Origin of the sequence: Formosa algae (assembly GCF_001439665.1) — a bacterium.
Taxonomy (GTDB): domain Bacteria; phylum Bacteroidota; class Bacteroidia; order Flavobacteriales; family Flavobacteriaceae; genus Formosa; species Formosa algae.
This window is the reverse complement of the sequence record NZ_LMAK01000003.1, coordinates 22,829-40,089: the sequence shown is the minus strand read 5'-3', so window position 1 is coordinate 40,089 and position 17,261 is coordinate 22,829. Positions and strand designations below refer to the sequence as shown.

The window sequence follows — 17,261 nt, the reverse complement described above, 5'->3', positions numbered from 1 at the left end:
TCATTATTTAATTAAAAATAACATTTATGAATTACGGAAAAGAATTCGAAAAATTCGCTATAAAAGATCAAGGGATAAGCAGCACATATTATAACCAAATTATTGGGAGTATGTATCCAACAAATTTAACACCTAACATTATCGAAGAGCGCCAAATGAATGCTGTAGCTATGGATGTGTTTTCACGTTTAATGATGGATCGTATTATTTTTATGGGTACAGGAATTAACGATCAAGTGGCTAATATTATTCAGGCACAGTTGTTGTTCTTAGAAAGTACAGATGCTAATAAAGATATACAGATTTATATTAATTCTCCTGGAGGAAGTGTATATGCTGGTTTAGGTATTTACGATACTATGCAGTTTATTAAACCAGACGTTGCAACAATTTGTACAGGTATGGCAGCATCTATGGGAGCTGTATTATTATGTGCAGGAGCAGAAGGTAAACGTAGTGGTTTAACACATTCACGTGTTATGATTCACCAACCTTTAGGTGGTGCCCAAGGACAAGCAAGTGATATTGAAATTACTGCGCGTGAGATCTTAATATTAAAAGAAGAATTATACAAGATTATTAGTAAGCATTCAGGTCAGGATTACGACAAAGTATATGCAGATAGTGATCGTGATTACTGGATGAAAGCTGATAAAGCTAAAGAATACGGTATGATTGATGAGATATTAGTGAGAAGCTAATACAACTCAAAAAAACAGTAGCAATTTGCTGCTGTTAAAAAGTGAAATTTAAAAAGATTTATGGCAAAGGAAGAATTAGAATGTTCGTTTTGTGGAAGAAAAAAACCTGAGACTAGTTTATTAATAGCAGGTTTAGATGCGCATATTTGCGATCGTTGTATCGAACAAGCACACGGTATTGTTTTAGAAGAATCTAAGCAATCAGATAATAGTGAATTATCTGCCGAATTAATGTTGCGTAAACCACTTCAAATTAAAGAGTTTTTAGACGAGTACATTATTGGTCAGGATATGACTAAAAAAGTAATGTCTGTCGCAGTTTATAACCATTACAAGCGTTTATTACAATCGCCTTCTAAAGATGATATTGAGATTCAGAAAAGTAATATCATGATGGTTGGGCAAACTGGTACTGGTAAAACATTAATGGCTAAAACCATTGCAAAAATGTTAAATGTGCCTTTAGCTATTGTTGATGCTACAGTATTAACAGAAGCAGGTTACGTTGGTGAAGATGTAGAAAGTATCTTAACACGTTTGTTACAAGCCGCAGATTACAGTCTTGAAAAAGCTGAAAAAGGAATTGTTTTTATAGATGAAATTGATAAAATTGCACGTAAAAGCGATAACCCTTCAATTACTAGAGATGTCTCTGGAGAAGGTGTACAGCAAGCGTTATTAAAACTTTTAGAGGGAACTACAGTTAACGTACCGCCAAAAGGAGGACGTAAGCATCCAGATCAAAAGTTTATTGAAGTTAATACTGAAAACATCTTGTTTATTGCAGGTGGAGCTTTTGATGGTATAGAACGTAATATCTCTAAACGTTTAAATATGCAAGCTGTAGGGTATAGTGCATCTAAGTCTGATGATATTATAGATCAAAATCACTTGTTGCAATACATTATTCCAAAGGATTTAAAAGACTTCGGTTTAATACCTGAAATTATTGGGCGTTTACCTGTATTAACATACATGGATCCTTTAGATGCTAAAACGTTAAGAGCAATTCTTACAGAACCTAAAAATGCAATTATTAAACAGTATAAGAAATTGTTCGAAATGGACGATATCGAGTTTAATATTACAGATGGTGCTTTAGATTTTATTGTTGAAAAGGCAATAGAATACAAGCTTGGTGCACGTGGATTACGTTCTTTATGTGAAGAAATCTTAACAGATGCTATGTTTGAACTTCCTGGTACAGACGAAACAGAGATCAAAATCACAAAAGTGTACGCAGAGAATAAATTGAATAAAACAACGATTAAAAAGTTGAAAGCTGTGTCTTAATTATTTTAAGGCATAAAGTATAAACAAAAAAAAACCACTCTAAGGAGTGGTTTTTTTTTATTTTGGTTGCAGGACATTGTATTGCAACATACTGTATCTAAACAGATTTCGATTAATAGCATGGCAAATGTATATGGATTATTGGCATTAAAAAAGTATAAGCCAAGTTTTTAGACATATGTACGTAATTTAACGATAAAGTGAATATTTAAGTGTGTTTAGTGGTGCGCAAACGTTTACTTTGAGTTAATTAAGAGTAATTCATCCATGTATTCTCTAGAATTTGATAGTCTAGGAATTTTATGTTGCCCTCCTAATTTGTTATGTTGTTTCAGCCAATCATAAAATAAATTTTGACGTCCCATATGTATAGTCGGCCTATTTAAGGTTAGATTGTTATAACGCTTCGCTTCGTAATCAGAGTTAACGGCTTTAAGCGCATTATCAAATAGTTCGATAAAGTAATTTAAATCTTCAGGTGCTTTTTTAAATTCTATAATCCACTCGTGAGCCCCTTTTTCTTTATCTTTCATAAAAATTGGTGCGCCCGTAAAATCTACAATTTCAGATTTAGTACGTTTACAAACCTTTCTCAAGGCACCTTCAACATTTTCAATAATTAATTCTTCACCAAATACATTAATATGATGTTTGGTTCGTCCAGAAACCTTTATTCTGTATGGTGAAATAGAAGTAAATCTAACAGTGTCTCCAATTCTATAACGCCATAATCCTGCATTAGTAGTAATTACTATTGCGTAGTTTTTCTTAAGTTCTACATCGCTTAATGGAATAATCTTTTGGTCTGGGGTATTGTAAGTTTCCATTGGAATAAACTCATAGAAAATACCATAGTCTAGCATAAGTAAGAGTTCTTTGGTGTCGTTCTGATCTTGTATGGCAAAGAATCCTTCAGAAGCATTATAAATCTCGTAATACTTAAATTCGTTTTTAGGTAGTATTTTTTTGTATTGATCTGCATAGGGTGTAAAACTTACGCCACCATGAAAATACACTTCTAAATTAGGCCAAACTTCATTTAAATTTCCTTTTCCTGTAGTTTCTAAGACATTGTTTAGTAATACTAACATCCAGGAAGGCACACCAGCTAAACTGGTTACATTTTCCATAATGGTTTCATCTACTATGGCCTGCATTTTAGTTTCCCAATCGCTCATAAGCGAAATCTTATTACTAGGTGTGCTACTAAATTCTGCCCAAAATGGCATGTTGTCAATGAGAATGGCCGATAAATCACCATAAACCGTTCCGTTTTCTCTATATAATTCTTTGCTTCCGCCAAGTCTTAGTCCTTTACCTGTAAAAAGTTGAGAGTTTTCATTGTTATTAAGGTACATGCATAGCATATCTTTTCCGGCTGCATAATGGCAGTCTTCCAAAGATTCTGAGCTTACCGGAATAAATTTACTTTTAGCGTTGGTTGTACCACTAGATTTGGCAAACCATTTAATATGAGACGGCCAAAAAATGTTGTTCTCTCCAGCTCGCGACAATTCAATTAAATCTTGATAATCTTCATACGTCGAGATTGGAACACGTTCGGCAAAGGTTCTATAATTTTTTATAGAACTAAAATCATGTAACCTTCCAATTTTAGTGTCTTTAGCAGTGTAAATTAAATTTAAAAGTAATTCTTGTTGTACCTCGTTTGGGTATTTTAAAAATAATTCAATTTGATGGAATCGTTTTTTTAGAAACCACGAGGCAATTGAATTTACTAAAGTAATTGGCATATTTACATTATCTTTAAAGAATTAAAAATAATACTTTTTTTATGACTTACGAAGGTGTTCTAACAAAAATGGAAACCGAATATGCTAATCCTATTCAATATTATTTAGTTTTTGATTCTGACTTTTTAAATATGAATCAGTTACTAAATAAAACTTTAAATATTAATTTCATAAAATACCAATGTTTAAATTGTGGATTAGATAAAAAAATATACAGACAGGGCTATTGTAAAAGTTGCTTTTTCGAGATTCCACAGGCTGCAGATTGGATTATGAAACCCGAATTGAGTAAAGCACATTTAGATATTGAAGATCGCGATTTGGCATTCGAGAAGAAAGTACAATTGCAACCACATATTGTATATTTAGCAAATTCTAGTAGTGTAAAAGTTGGGGTGACCAGAAAAGGGCAGGTGCCAACACGTTGGATAGATCAGGGCGCGCATGAAGCTATTGAAATAGTTGAGGTACCAAATAGGTATTTAGCCGGTATTACAGAAGTGGCGCTAAAAGATTATGTGGCCGATAAAACCAATTGGCGAACCATGCTTAAAAACGAAGTGCAAGATGAAAACTTAGTACAGTGGCGAGATAAATTGAAAACGCATATTCCAGAAGAGGCTAAGCCATATTTTATTGATTTAAATACAGAAACAGAAATAGAATTTCCCGTACTACAATATCCAAAGAAACCAAAGTCTTTAAATATTGAAAAAATGCAACACTATTCGGGTGTGTTAAAAGGGATAAAAGGGCAGTATCTTATTTTTGAAGATGATACTGTATTTAATATTCGCGGAAACGAAGGGATGTATGTTTCTATAGCTATAGATTAAAACAAAAAAACACGCTTTAGAAAAGGATCTATAGCGTGTTTTTTATTGTATATAAAGTCAACATTAAATATCTTCTTGATCTCTCAAGTTTTGGATATAAGCCGCTTTTTGATTTTCTCTTCTTCTTTTTACTGAAGGCTTAGTGAAAAACTGATTCTCTCTTAAGTTCTGCATCACTTTCACATTTCTGTGTTTTCTCTTGTAACGTTTAAGAGCGCGATCTATTTGCTCGCCTTCTTTTACAATAATTTTAAGCATTAAATTCTGATTTTAGTAATTAATTATTCTAAGATTTAGGATTATCCTAAATATGTTTTTAATATTTTGTTTTTAGAACTGTGGCGTAAACGTCTAATTCCTTTTTCTTTTATTTGTCTTACACGTTCACGTGTTAAATCAAATGTTTCTCCAATTTCATCTAAACTCATTGGAGCTTCATTACTTAGTCCAAAAAACAAACGTAATACATCACTTTCTCTTGGAGATAGGGTGTCTAAAGCTCTGTTAATTTCTAAGTTTAACGATTCATACATTAAATTGTTGTCAGGGTTTGGCGATTCACCAGACTTTACAACATCATATAAGCTAGAGGTTTCTCCTTCTTTTAATGGCGCATCCATTGATAGGTGACGTCCAGAATTTTTAAGAGACTGTTTTACTTCACTTACAGTCATATCCAATTCGTTAGCAATCTCATCTGCACTTGGCGGACGTTCGTGAGATTGTTCAAGAAAAGAATATGCTTTATTAATTTTATTAATCGAACCAATTTTATTTAATGGTAATCTTACAATTCTAGATTGTTCTGCTAGTGCTTGTAAAATAGCCTGACGAATCCACCATACAGCATAAGAAATAAACTTAAAACCACGTGTTTCATCAAAACGTTTTGCTGCCTTTACTAAACCAGCATTACCTTCATTAATTAAATCCGGTAAAGTTAATCCTTGGTTTTGGTATTGCTTAGCAACAGAAACTACAAATCGTAAATTAGAAGTTGTTAACTTATCTAAGGCCACTTGGTCTCCTTCTCGTATGCGTTGTGCCAATTCAACCTCCTCTTCGGCAGTAATTAATGGCATCTTACTAATATCTTGTAAGTACTTGTCTAACGATTTAGATTCCCTGTTCGTTACTTGTTTTGTAATCTTTAATTGCCTCATGTATCTGTTTTTGTTTTGTGCGTATCTATCAATGTAAACTTATTTTTAATAAATCCAAATATATTTACACTTAATTCGTTAAAAATGAAGAATTAAGCTGAATTTACATAAATACAGAGTAAAAAGGCAGGTGCTAAGTGCTAGATTAGTTGTATTTCTTCGTTTACTTTTAGATTGAAACGCCTTCTAAATAGATAAACGCCTAAATATAAAAACGGAGTATCAAATAAAGCCATTAAGACTTTAAATAAAAATCCGCTGATTAATAACCCGGCAAATTTAGTCCATTCTAGTTTACCAAAAAAACAAAGTAGCAATAAAACAGTCAATGTGTCGATAAATTGTGATAAAAAAGTGGAAAAATTGTTGCGTAACCACAAATGTTTCCCTTTAGTGAGCGTTTTCCAGTAGTGATAAATCTGAATATCTATAAATTGAGCAAATAAATATGCCATCATACTTGCTAAAACAGCAATAACTGTACTTCCAAAAACACTTGTAAATTTAGCATCGTTTACAGGCGACCAAGATGTTGCCGGAACAGCATCTGAGAGATAAATTATTGCCATAGAAAATACAGAAGCAAATATTCCGGTTACTACAATTTGATTAGCCGCTTTTTTACCATAAATTTCACTAATTAAGTCAGTTATTAAAAACGTAATAGGGTACGGAAGTATACCTACTGAAACTTCAAATAGGTTGGCGCCAAATATGGTGATGTTGAACGGATACCAATAAAAGAATTTTTGAAAAATAAGATTCGATACCACTAAAGAGGTCATAAATAAAGCGCCTAGTAATAGGTAGATACGATGTGCTAGAAAGAGATTCTTCTTATCCATAGATGTAAAATTCAAAAACAAACCTACATATTTAATTTTAAAATCACATTTTCATATTTAAAACTCTCGGGTTTTGAGAGTTAAATTTTTATCCCTCTTTAATGTAAAAATGGCCCTCTAAGTAAATTACTTTTCTTTAATTTGCCCATATTTTAGTTCATGGCAAAACACGTTTACATATCTATAGGAAGCAATAAAGGCGACAGATTTCAAAATTTACAATTGGCTGTTAATCGTATGTTCGACCTAATTGGTGCTGTTGAAAATTTGTCCAAAGTGTATACATCACCTGCTTTTGGATTTGAAAGTGATCCCTTTTTAAATGCATGCTTGATAGTTAAAACAGAACTTCAGCCAGATGAAGTGATGCAAACTTTATTAGACATTGAAACGGCATTGGGACGTACACGAACTGAAGGTGCAGGTTATGAAGCTCGTGTTATTGATTTGGATATTATTTTTATTGAAGATGAAATTATAAATACAGAATTACTAAAGGTGCCACACCCTGAAATGCAAAAACGCAAATTCGTACTATTGCCTTTAAACGATATTGCATCGAAATTAGAACATCCCGTTTTAATGGAATCAGTAAAGATGTTATTAGAGGGTTGTGAAGATTCTAGCGAATTATCACCGGTAGCTCAGAAGTTAGTAAACCCGATTACCAACTTTAATTTTTCTCATCAAAATTTTATCGCTATTGAAGGAAATATTGGTGCTGGAAAAACAAGTTTGGCTACAAAAATGTCTGAAGATTTTAATGCCAAATTAGTTTTAGAGCGTTTCGCCGATAATCCGTTTTTACCAAAATTTTACGAGGATGGCCCAAGATATGCCTTTCCGTTAGAAATGTCGTTTCTGGCAGACCGTTATCAGCAAATTTCAGATGATTTATCTCAGCTCGATTTGTTTAAAGATTTTATTGTAAGCGATTACGATGTATTTAAATCTTTAATTTTTTCTAGAATTACGCTTCAAGAAGACGAGTTTAAGCTTTATAGAAAGCTGTTTTACATTATGTATAAAGATATTGCGAAACCCGATTTGTATGTATACTTATACCAAAATACAGAGCGTTTACAGCAAAACATTAAAAAACGCGGACGAGAATACGAACAGCAAATTGAAGACGATTACCTTAATAAAATCAATTTAGGATATCTTGAGTTTTTAAAAAATCAGACCGAATTAAAAGTTAAAATTATCGATATTTCCGATATGGATTTTGTGGCCAATCGTGCCGATTATTTAAGTGTATTAAAAGCAATTTGTTCTTAACTTAAAGCTTTCATCTTACTAAATACATCCCAAATTACTACACCAGCACTTACCGAAATATTAAGTGAATGTTTGGTTCCGAACTGCGGAATTTCAATCACCATATCACTTGCGCTTACTACGTTTTGCGCGACACCTTTTACTTCGTTTCCAAAAACTAAAGCATAGGTGGTGTTTGCTTTAGGAGTGAATTCATCAAGCATGGTGGCGTGTTCAGCTTGTTCAATACTTAGCACTTTTACGTGTTCAGCTTGTAATTTTTCAACAACATCTAAAGTGTGTTCTGCATGTTCCCAAGCTACAGTATCTGTACTTCCTAAAGCCGTTTTATGTATGTCTTTATGTGGAGGTGTTGCCGTAATGCCACAGAGGTAAATTTTTTCAATTAAAAAAGCGTCACTAGTTCTAAATACCGAACCAATATTATTTAAACTTCTAATATTATCAAGCACTATAATAAGTCGCGTTTTCTTAGTGTCTTTAAAATCTTCAACACTCAATCTATCTAATTCGCTATTTTTTAATTTACGCATACTATTTAATTTCTGTATTCTTTAATTCTATTGATTTTCTGAATAGGTTCCTTCATATTTTTAAAAAAATCAAATTATGGTTACATTGCAACGCTATTTAGAATGCAAAAATAACACTAAAAAACGTCTTACCCTTGGCAAAAAAAACGAAAAAAGAAACGCCGTTAATGAAACAATATAATGCGATTAAAGCAAAGTATCCCGATGCTTTGTTGTTATTTCGTGTTGGCGATTTTTATGAAACCTTTGGTTCAGACGCAGTTAAGACGGCTGGAATTTTAGATATTACCCTGACAAAACGTGGTGCCGGAAGCGAAAGTGAGATAGAATTAGCAGGATTTCCGCATCATTCTATAAATACGTATTTGCCAAAATTAGTAAAAGCAGGCGAGCGTGTGGCGATTTGCGACCAGTTAGAAGACCCAAAACAAACCAAAACGATAGTAAAACGTGGCGTTACCGAATTAATTACGCCAGGTGTGTCTTTAAACGATGAGGTTTTAAAATCCAAATCGAACAACTTTTTGTGTGCAGTGCATTTTGGGAAAACCAATATCGGAATATCATTTTTAGATATTTCTACAGGTGAGTTTTTAACCTCGCAAGGAGACGAAGAATACATCGATAAGTTACTTCAGAATTTTAATCCGAGTGAAATATTAGTTTCAAAACAAAAACGAAAAACTTTTGTTGAAGCTTTTGGCGACGATCATCATGTGTTTCATTTAGAAGATTGGGTTTACCAAACCGATTATACTAATGAAACGTTATTAAAACATTTTAATACTAGAACTCTAAAAGGTTTTGGTGTCGAAAATTTAGATGAAGGTATTATTGCTTCAGGTTCAGTATTGCATTACTTAGGCGAAACACAGCATAATAAATTAGAGCATATTACCTCTATTTCGCGCATTGCAGAAGATGATTATGTGTGGATGGACCGTTTTACTATGCGTAATTTAGAATTGTATAATTCTACCAATAATAATGCAGTTACTTTACTTCATATTATAGATAAAACCATTTCGCCTATGGGCGGACGCTTATTAAAACGGTGGTTGGCTTTGCCTTTAAAAGATGCGAAAAAAGTTAATCAGCGCCACGAAGTAGTTGATTTTCTGACTAAAGAAAAGGACACACATCAAAAAATACGTCAGCATATAAAACACATCGGCGATTTAGAACGTTTAATTTCAAAGGTAGCGACTACAAAGGTGAGTCCGCGTGAGGTTATTCAGCTTAAAAATTCATTAGAAGCCATAGTGCCAATCAAAGCATTAGCGTCTCAATCTCCAAATGATGCTTTAAAAATTATAGGAGATAAATTACAGAGTTGCGATGTCTTGCGTGAGAAAATTAAGCAGACTTTAAATGAAGAAGCACCTGTAAACGTATTAAAAGGACATACCATTGCTGAAGGATTTTCGACCGAGTTGGATGAGCTTCGTGGGTTATCAACTTCAGGAAAGAATTATTTAGATGCCATGTTAGAACGCGAATGCGAACGTACGGGAATAACATCTTTAAAGATTGCCTCAAACAACGTCTTTGGTTATTATATAGAAGTTAGAAACACGCATAAAGACAAGGTTCCTGAAGAGTGGATTAGAAAACAAACCTTAGTAAGTGCAGAGCGCTATATTACTGAAGAGTTAAAGGAATACGAAGCTAAGATTTTAGGTGCTGAGGAACGTATTCTGGCTATAGAACAAAAATTATTCGCAGATTTAGTATCGTGGATGAGTCAGTATATAAAACCTGTACAACAAAATGCCTTTTTAATTGGACAATTAGATTGTTTATGCGGATTTGCACAATTAGCGACCGATAATAATTATGTATATCCTGTTTTAGATGATACATTCGATTTAGAAATTGTTGAAGGACGTCATCCTGTAATTGAAAAGCAATTGCCCATTGGCGAACCTTATATTGCGAACGATGTGTTTTTAGACCGCTCTTCGCAACAAATTATTATGATTACTGGGCCAAACATGTCTGGTAAATCTGCTATTTTACGTCAGACAGCACTTATTGTATTGTTAGCTCAAATCGGAAGTTTTGTGCCTGCTAAATCGGCTAGAATAGGTATAGTCGATAAAATATTTACTAGAGTAGGAGCGAGTGATAATATCTCGATGGGTGAATCTACATTTATGGTCGAGATGAATGAAACGGCATCTATTCTTAACAATATGTCAGAGCGAAGTTTGGTATTGCTAGACGAAATTGGACGCGGTACCAGTACCTACGATGGGATTTCTATTGCTTGGGCAATTAGTGAATATTTACATGAACATCCTGCAAAAGCAAAAACGTTGTTTGCCACGCATTATCATGAGTTAAATGAAATGACAGAAACGTTTCCGCGAATTAAGAATTTTAATGTGTCGGTAAAAGAATTAAAAGACAATGTCTTGTTTTTACGTAAACTGGTTGAAGGTGGTAGCGAGCATAGTTTTGGTATACATGTGGCTAAAATGGCGGGAATGCCACAGCAAGTTTTACATCGTGCGAATACGATTTTAAAGAAATTAGAAAAATCGCATTCTAGTGAAGAGTTAACAGATAAGGTTAAAACATTATCAGACGATTTACAATTAAGTTTTTTTAATTTAGACGACCCGCTTTTAGAAAATATAAAAGACGAAATTATCAACACAGATATCGACACCTTAACGCCTGTTGAAGCGCTAATGAAACTAAATGAAATTAAAAGAATGCTGATAAAACCAGGTAAGACTGTGAAAAATTAAACTAATTTGATCTTGATTTTCAATTATTTAAAAAATAATTTAATTTTTTTAATGAAAAAGCTTTGAGATACCAAGAAAAGTCCTAAATTTGCACCCGCAACAATTATGTTGCTACGTTCATTAAGACACTACGCGAAAGTAGCTCAGGGGTAGAGCATCACCTTGCCAAGGTGAGGGTCGCGGGTTCAAATCCCGTCTTTCGCTCTATACACTGTTCTAATTTATTGAAAATATACCAAATGCTGAAGTGGTGGAATTGGTAGACACGTTGGACTTAAAATCCAATGGGTAGTAATGCCCGTGCGGGTTCAAGTCCCGCCTTCAGTACTAAAGCCTTTATCGTAAGATAGAGGCTTTTTTATTATTATTTTCAATCTCTGTATTTATAGAGATTGTTTTAATAAATTATATACCATGCAGAAATGGTGGAATTGGTAGACACGTTGGACTTAAAATCCAATGGGTAGTAATGCCCGTGCGGGTTCAAGTCCCGCTTTCTGTACTAAAGCCTTTATCTTAAGATAAAGGCTTTTTTGTTTTATAGCATGTCTTAGTTTTAAATGCTTTTATTTTTCCTCTATATCTTATTCTTTGTGCTTCGAATGGTTGTGAAAGGATCAGTTTGTCTTTTCTATTTAAGTCTTTTTTTTGTTATAATAACAAGTCATATTGCTGTAATGTGTTGTTTTTTAGGTGATTTTTGTTTTTTAATGGTTAAATTGGTATAGTCTTGAGACTTGTTGAAAATGAAGCAAAATTGAGAATTATGAATTTGTAATCTTCTTTTGCATCTAACAGCTATTATGTAACCAAACACTTCTTCTATGAAAAATCTTGTTACAGTATTCCTATTGCTAAAGCGCATCTTTTTAATGGTGTAAATACAATTACTTTATTTAATGCGAATAACAACCCTGTAGCAGAGCCTCATTTTTATTTAGAAACTAAAAATGAAATTAAAATTGATGTAAAACAGAATGAGGTTGTAGGGGGATTCTTTAGGGTTAGGTTTTAATATTAAAGGTAGTGCTGTGGCTTCAAATTTAAGTGTTTCGGTATTGCCACAAGGCACAAAATTAAACTCTTTATTAATGGTATGAATACAAATGGTGAATTGTTTTCTGATATTGTAGAAGTGCCATTAGCATCTGAATTGTAGTTTTATTTATATAAAATATACTATTTAATTTAGCGTCCTAAAGGAATACCAATTCCAAAAAACACTCTAAATTTATCTGTGCTATTTACCCAAGTAAAGTCTAAACCTATGGGGCCAATCATAGAGTTGTAAGTCAGTTTTGTGCCTAGTGATATTAGTTCACTGGTTTCAATATTGTCTTTCCATTCTCCTTTTGGTTTAAAGGCATCTTCGGTATAGTTATTAAAAGTACTAAATCCTACTGATGCAATATCGAAATGAGGAGTAAGGTATAGTTTTTTCAGGAATTGGTATTGCAATGCGACATTGGCACTTATAAATTGAGTGACAGGTAACTCATCTTCTAAAAGCCCGTAAAAAACAAAATCATCTTTTCTAGGACGTTGTAAATTTCCACCTAAATAATAGTTGGCCCCATAACCTAATTCTAGAAAAGAGATGTCGTTTGCTTCTAGTTTATCTAAAAATGTGAACCCAATATTAGCACCTAAAATTAAGCTTAAATTATCACGAAATGTTTCTACATTTTTTAAATGAAATCTAAATTTAGTAAATCCATTTGTGCGTCCAGATTGATTACTCGATAAAGATCTGTCGTAGAAACTGGCTTCTACATCATTTGCAATAGTTCGTCCTATTTTTGCTTCTATATTTAAGCCTTTCGTAGGGATAAATACTTCGTTCAAGGTATTGTAAGTATATTGTCCATATACTTCTAAGGTTCTGTATTTATAATTTACAAGGTTAAATACGTTGTTTAGAATGTCTGGGTCTGCCTCTGGTTTTAATACGGTAGATTGATAATCTATTCCTAAACCGGCATAGCTGTTAAGTGTGTGAATGTTACGATTTATTTCATTATCAAATTGTAGATATTTATAATTCATTTCATCTACAGTTTCTCCACTCACAATAACATCCTGATCTAGTTTTTCTCCAAAAATTTCAGATCTAAACCAGAAGTCTTTATTTTTTCCAAATATTTTTTGGTATTGAATTTTAAACTTAGGTTGTTCGGCAATATCAAGCGTTGTAAGAATACGAGAAGAAGCTCCAATAATGTTTCGTCCCGTATAGTTAAATATAAGTCCAACACCTCTGTAATCGTCAAAATGGGCTGCAACCTTAACTTGATTATGTGCCTTTTCTTTAACTGTAATTTCAAGTCCGTTATAATCCTTATCCAATATAGGATTTGCATATATGGCGCTAAATAAATTGGTGCCTAATATTCTGTTTATATGTGTTCTGGCTTGATCAATACTATATTCTTTTTTCTCTTCTAAACCCGATCTACATTGTACTAGTCTCAGGTTGTTTTTGCTAATTCCTTTATACACAATGGTGTCTAAAATTGTATATTCTTGAATTTCGGGTTTTTCGTGTTTACGTTGTTTGTAAGGTTTTAGCATATCTGCAAGCGCTTTAAACTTGTCTTCATTGTCTAAAACCGCTTTTTTACCTTGTTCATATATCATTTCAGACTTATCGAAATCGCCTGGCGTAAATTTTAAATTGGGAACGTTATCAATTAATATGTCACACGCTTGTTTATTTTTTTCACTCAACAAGTTACTGGAAAGCATACCTGTTTGAAGAAGAAGCGTTTCTAGATTACTTAATTTTTCCTTAGGTTGTAAACCCCCGCTAACCTCGCTTCCTATAATAAAATCTGCACCTAGTTGTTGTGCAATATCTACAGGGAAATTGTTTAAAACACCACCATCTACTAATAAGGTGTTTTCGTATTCTACAGGTTTAAAAACACCGGGAATAGACATGCTTGCTCGCATTGCAGAAGTTAAAGAACCTTTAGATATAACAACCTGTTTCCCATTTACAATATCTGTAGCCATGGCTCTAAACGGAATGGGAAATTTATCGAAATCGGTAACATTATACACTGGAAATGTTATGACGCTAAAGAACTCTCTTAAGTTTTGATCGTTTAATATGGCAAGTACAGGTTTTGGTTTCTTATCAATAACTTCAAATCCTAAAGAATAACGGCCAAATTCACTCTTTTCTTCGTTACTGACGCTATTTATAGATACTTTGCCCCCAAATAAGGCGTCCCAATCTGTGGTTTTAGAAAGCTCTGCAATTTCGTCACCAGTATAACCAATAGAGTATAGGGCTCCTACAATACTTCCCATACTTGTCCCAATTATTAAATCGGGCACTATACCTAAGGAGTCTAGTTTTTGGAGGGTCGGAATATGTGCAATTCCTAAAGCACCACCGCCACTTAATACCAATGCTACTTTAGGTTTGTCTTTATCTTGTGCGTTACCTAAAATAGGTAATAATATACAGCTTAATAGAATAAAAAATTTGTTCAGATTATTCATTTTGATAAAGGAAATAAGTGTTGATAATACCAAGATAGGACGATATGCAAATGTAACTCAAAATAATTTAGAACATCGATGTTGAAATTATAGAACTTAAATTACATTTAAAATGTTTTAAAAGCTCATAAAACTGAAAATTATTCAATGGATATGGTTAATTTTAATCAGTAATAAAAAAACATTATAAGACTATTTCGGGATTAAATGCGTTAATTATTAATTCAAACTTTATAGGAAATTAAAAGGTCCTTATTTAGTTTTTTTTGTATAAAACACTAACGGTTAATTAGGTTTTATGCTGGGGTTTAACATTTTAAAATATAACATTGAAAAAACAAACAAAACTTAAAAAAAGGTCATGGTTAGGTATACTAATAAAACTAGTTCTGTTCGGAGCGCTTTTAGTATTACTTTTTATAGGAAGTATTTATTTAGAAGTTTGGGGAAAAATACCTTCTAAAACAGAGTTGTCCGATTTAAAACAAGCTGAAGCCAGTCTAATCCTAGATCGTAATGAAGACTTACTAGGAAAATATTTTGTGTTTGATAGAAGTATCATTGAGTTTAAAGATATTCCTAAATATCTAGTAAACGGCTTAGTGGCTACAGAAGATGCTCGTTTTTATGAGCACGAAGGCATAGATTATAAAAGCTTTTTTAGAGTGTTTTTTAAAAGTGTATTGCTGCAAGACGATTCTGCCGGAGGCGGAAGCACGATAACTCAACAATTGGCTAAAAATTTATATGGCAGAAAAAACCATGGGTTATTTTCAATGCCTGTAAATAAAATTTCAGAAATGATTATTGCTTCTAGAATTGAAGCGATTTACGATAAAGACGACATTATAGCGCTTTATTTAAATACTGTGCCGTTTAGTGAAAATACTTTTGGTATAGAAAGTGCAGCCCAGCGCTTTTTTAATACCACAACCAGTAATCTTAGTCTGTCGGAAGCTTCTACCTTAGTAGGAAGTTTAAAAGCTAACCACAGTTATAATCCGCGATTGTTTCCAGAACGCAGTCAGTTTCGTCGTGATGTGGTGTTGCAACAAATGGAAAAATATGGTTATATAGATGAAGCTACTCGATTAAAAGAGAGCAATACTCCAATAGAAATCGATTACCATAAATTCACCTATAATGAAGGTTTAGCGCCTTATTTTAGAGAGCAAGTTAGAAAGCAAGTGTCTCAGGTTTTAGATAGTATTAACAGTGCTGATGATACGGAGTATGATTTGTACACAGATGGTCTTAAAATTACCACTACCTTAGATAATACCATGCAAGAATACGCAGAACAAGGTATGATTAGCCATATGGAACGTTTACAAACTCAATTTGAAAATGCATATGGTGCGCACGCGCCTTGGTTAAAAAATGACGAATTGATACAAGAAGTTGTCCAAAAATTACCAGAGTATAAACGTTTACAAGCAAAGAAGCTGTCGGAAGCTCAAATTATGGATTCACTACGAAAAAAATCTAAGAAACCGTTGTTTACATATGAAGGAGATACTATTATGTCCATATCGACTATAGATAGTTTAAAGCATTATTTAAAATTTCTCAATGCTGGTTTTGTGGCTATAGAACCGCAAACTGGAGCTGTAAGGGCTTATGTTGGAGGTGTGAATTTTGAGCATTTTAAATACGATCATATATCCATGGGTAAACGGCAAGTAGGATCAACATTTAAACCTTTTGTATATACAGCAGCATTAGAATCGGGATTAGAACCGTGTGCTTATTTTTCTGTAAAAGAAATTACATATACAGATGAAGAGGGATGGACGCCATCTAATGCCTCAGATGGAGAAGACGATCCTTACATGAATTATTCATTAGAAACTGCTTTGAGTAGATCTATAAATACAATAGCTGTTAAGGTTTTAGAACAAGTAGGGATTCAGCCAGTAATAGATCAGGCTCGTAAAATGGGTGTGGTTTCAGATTTGCCAGAAGTGCCTTCGTTGGCTTTAGGAACGGCAGAATTATCGCTTATGGAATTAACGTCGGCTTACACGAGTTATGTGAATGAAAGTGTGCCCTCGAGACCTTATTTTATTGAAAAAATTGAAGATAAAGACGGACGTGTTTTATACGGATATAAACCTAGTACCCCATTAGATGCTGCTTATTCAGAACAAACTAGAGAAACTATGATCGAGTTTATGAAAGCCACTATTAATGAAGGAACAGCAAAGCGCATACGTTCTACTTATGGGTTATCTAACGATATGGCTGGAAAAACAGGAACTACTCAAGACAATCGTGACGGTTGGTTTATGAGTATTACTCCTAATCTTGTTATGGGATCTTGGGTTGGAAACGACGATCACCGCATTGGTTTTAGTAGTACAGGCATTGGTCAGGGAGCAAATTCAGCATTACCTATTGTTGCTAATTTTGTATCCCGATTAAATAATAATAACGATTTTAATAGCATTACACAGGCTAAGTTTAAAACCCCTTCAGACGACGTTTTAGAAGCGTTAGATTGTGATCCAGACAAGCGTGATGGATTTTTTAAACGCCTTTTCGGAAAAAAGAAAAAGGAAAAAGCATTTGGAGAATAGGTGCTGTTTT

The 17,261-nt window shown here is 33.4% G+C and carries 12 protein-coding genes and 3 tRNA genes; 9 read left to right on the top strand and 6 right to left on the bottom strand.

Annotated elements, in window-relative coordinates; translation table 11 throughout:
- Positions 1 to 26: 26 nt before the first annotated feature.
- Both clpP and clpX read left to right on the top strand, forming a co-directional pair.
- On the top strand, positions 27 to 701 hold the full coding sequence (gene clpP / locus AST99_RS00390; protein WP_038526533.1) for an ATP-dependent Clp endopeptidase proteolytic subunit ClpP: 675 nt from the start codon (positions 27 to 29) through the stop codon (positions 699 to 701).
- Between the two features lie 60 nt (positions 702 to 761).
- Complete coding sequence (gene clpX, locus AST99_RS00385) at positions 762 to 1,994, top strand: ATP-dependent Clp protease ATP-binding subunit ClpX (protein ID WP_057777965.1); 1,233 nt, start codon at positions 762 to 764, stop codon at positions 1,992 to 1,994.
- Between the two features lie 236 nt (positions 1,995 to 2,230).
- On the opposite strand, the gene AST99_RS00380 is transcribed toward clpX, so the two are convergent.
- Positions 2,231 to 3,748: a GH3 auxin-responsive promoter family protein gene (locus AST99_RS00380; RefSeq protein WP_057777963.1), complete on the bottom strand. Its 1,518-nt coding sequence runs from the start codon at positions 3,746 to 3,748 to the stop codon at positions 2,231 to 2,233.
- A 41-nt stretch (positions 3,749 to 3,789) separates the two neighbouring features.
- Here AST99_RS00380 and AST99_RS00375 point away from each other — a divergent pair, with 41 nt between their 5' ends.
- Positions 3,790 to 4,584: a DUF2797 domain-containing protein gene (locus AST99_RS00375; RefSeq protein ID WP_057777962.1), complete on the top strand. Its 795-nt coding sequence runs from the start codon at positions 3,790 to 3,792 to the stop codon at positions 4,582 to 4,584.
- Positions 4,585 to 4,647: 63 nt separating this feature from the next.
- Here AST99_RS00375 and rpsU read toward each other — a convergent pair whose 3' ends face one another.
- The 3 genes from rpsU to AST99_RS00360 all read right to left on the bottom strand — a co-directional run bounded on the left by rpsU (position 4,648) and on the right by AST99_RS00360 (position 6,592).
- Complete coding sequence (gene rpsU, locus AST99_RS00370; RefSeq protein WP_038526570.1) at positions 4,648 to 4,842, bottom strand: 30S ribosomal protein S21; 195 nt, start codon at positions 4,840 to 4,842, stop codon at positions 4,648 to 4,650.
- Between the two features lie 41 nt (positions 4,843 to 4,883).
- A complete protein-coding gene (locus AST99_RS00365) occupies positions 4,884 to 5,747 on the bottom strand; it encodes a sigma-70 family RNA polymerase sigma factor (protein ID WP_057777960.1) in 864 nt (287 codons plus the stop codon).
- Between the two features lie 140 nt (positions 5,748 to 5,887).
- Positions 5,888 to 6,592: a queuosine precursor transporter gene (locus AST99_RS00360; protein ID WP_057777958.1), complete on the bottom strand. Its 705-nt coding sequence runs from the start codon at positions 6,590 to 6,592 to the stop codon at positions 5,888 to 5,890.
- 159 nt (positions 6,593 to 6,751) lie between these two features.
- Between AST99_RS00360 and folK the strand changes: the two genes are divergently transcribed.
- Positions 6,752 to 7,873 (top strand): 2-amino-4-hydroxy-6-hydroxymethyldihydropteridine diphosphokinase, encoded by a 1,122-nt coding sequence (gene folK / locus AST99_RS00355; protein ID WP_057777956.1) that lies wholly within the window; start codon positions 6,752 to 6,754, stop codon positions 7,871 to 7,873.
- Here the strand turns inward: folK and AST99_RS00350 are convergent.
- Positions 7,870 to 8,406: an RNA methyltransferase gene (locus AST99_RS00350; protein WP_057777954.1), complete on the bottom strand. Its 537-nt coding sequence runs from the start codon at positions 8,404 to 8,406 to the stop codon at positions 7,870 to 7,872. The two genes, folK and AST99_RS00350, sit on opposite strands and share 4 nt — an antisense overlap.
- Before the next feature lie 134 nt (positions 8,407 to 8,540).
- On the opposite strand from AST99_RS00350, the gene mutS reads away from it, so the two are divergent.
- The 4 genes from mutS (at position 8,541) to AST99_RS00330 (ending at position 11,664) form a co-directional block, all read left to right on the top strand.
- Positions 8,541 to 11,162 (top strand): DNA mismatch repair protein MutS, encoded by a 2,622-nt coding sequence (mutS, locus tag AST99_RS00345; RefSeq protein WP_057777952.1) that lies wholly within the window; start codon positions 8,541 to 8,543, stop codon positions 11,160 to 11,162.
- Between the two features lie 132 nt (positions 11,163 to 11,294).
- Positions 11,295 to 11,366: transfer RNA gene (locus tag AST99_RS00340), tRNA-Gly, on the top strand.
- Between the two features lie 37 nt (positions 11,367 to 11,403).
- Positions 11,404 to 11,489 (top strand) — tRNA-Leu (locus AST99_RS00335).
- Between the two features lie 89 nt (positions 11,490 to 11,578).
- A tRNA-Leu gene (locus AST99_RS00330) sits at positions 11,579 to 11,664 on the top strand.
- A gap of 686 nt (positions 11,665 to 12,350) precedes the next feature.
- On the opposite strand, the gene AST99_RS00325 is transcribed toward AST99_RS00330, so the two are convergent.
- A complete protein-coding gene (locus tag AST99_RS00325; protein ID WP_057777950.1) occupies positions 12,351 to 14,672 on the bottom strand; it encodes a patatin-like phospholipase family protein in 2,322 nt (773 codons plus the stop codon).
- A 329-nt stretch (positions 14,673 to 15,001) separates the two neighbouring features.
- Between AST99_RS00325 and AST99_RS00320 the strand changes: the two genes are divergently transcribed.
- Complete coding sequence (locus AST99_RS00320) at positions 15,002 to 17,251, top strand: transglycosylase domain-containing protein (protein ID WP_057777946.1); 2,250 nt, start codon at positions 15,002 to 15,004, stop codon at positions 17,249 to 17,251.
- Positions 17,252 to 17,261: the final 10 nt, after the last annotated feature.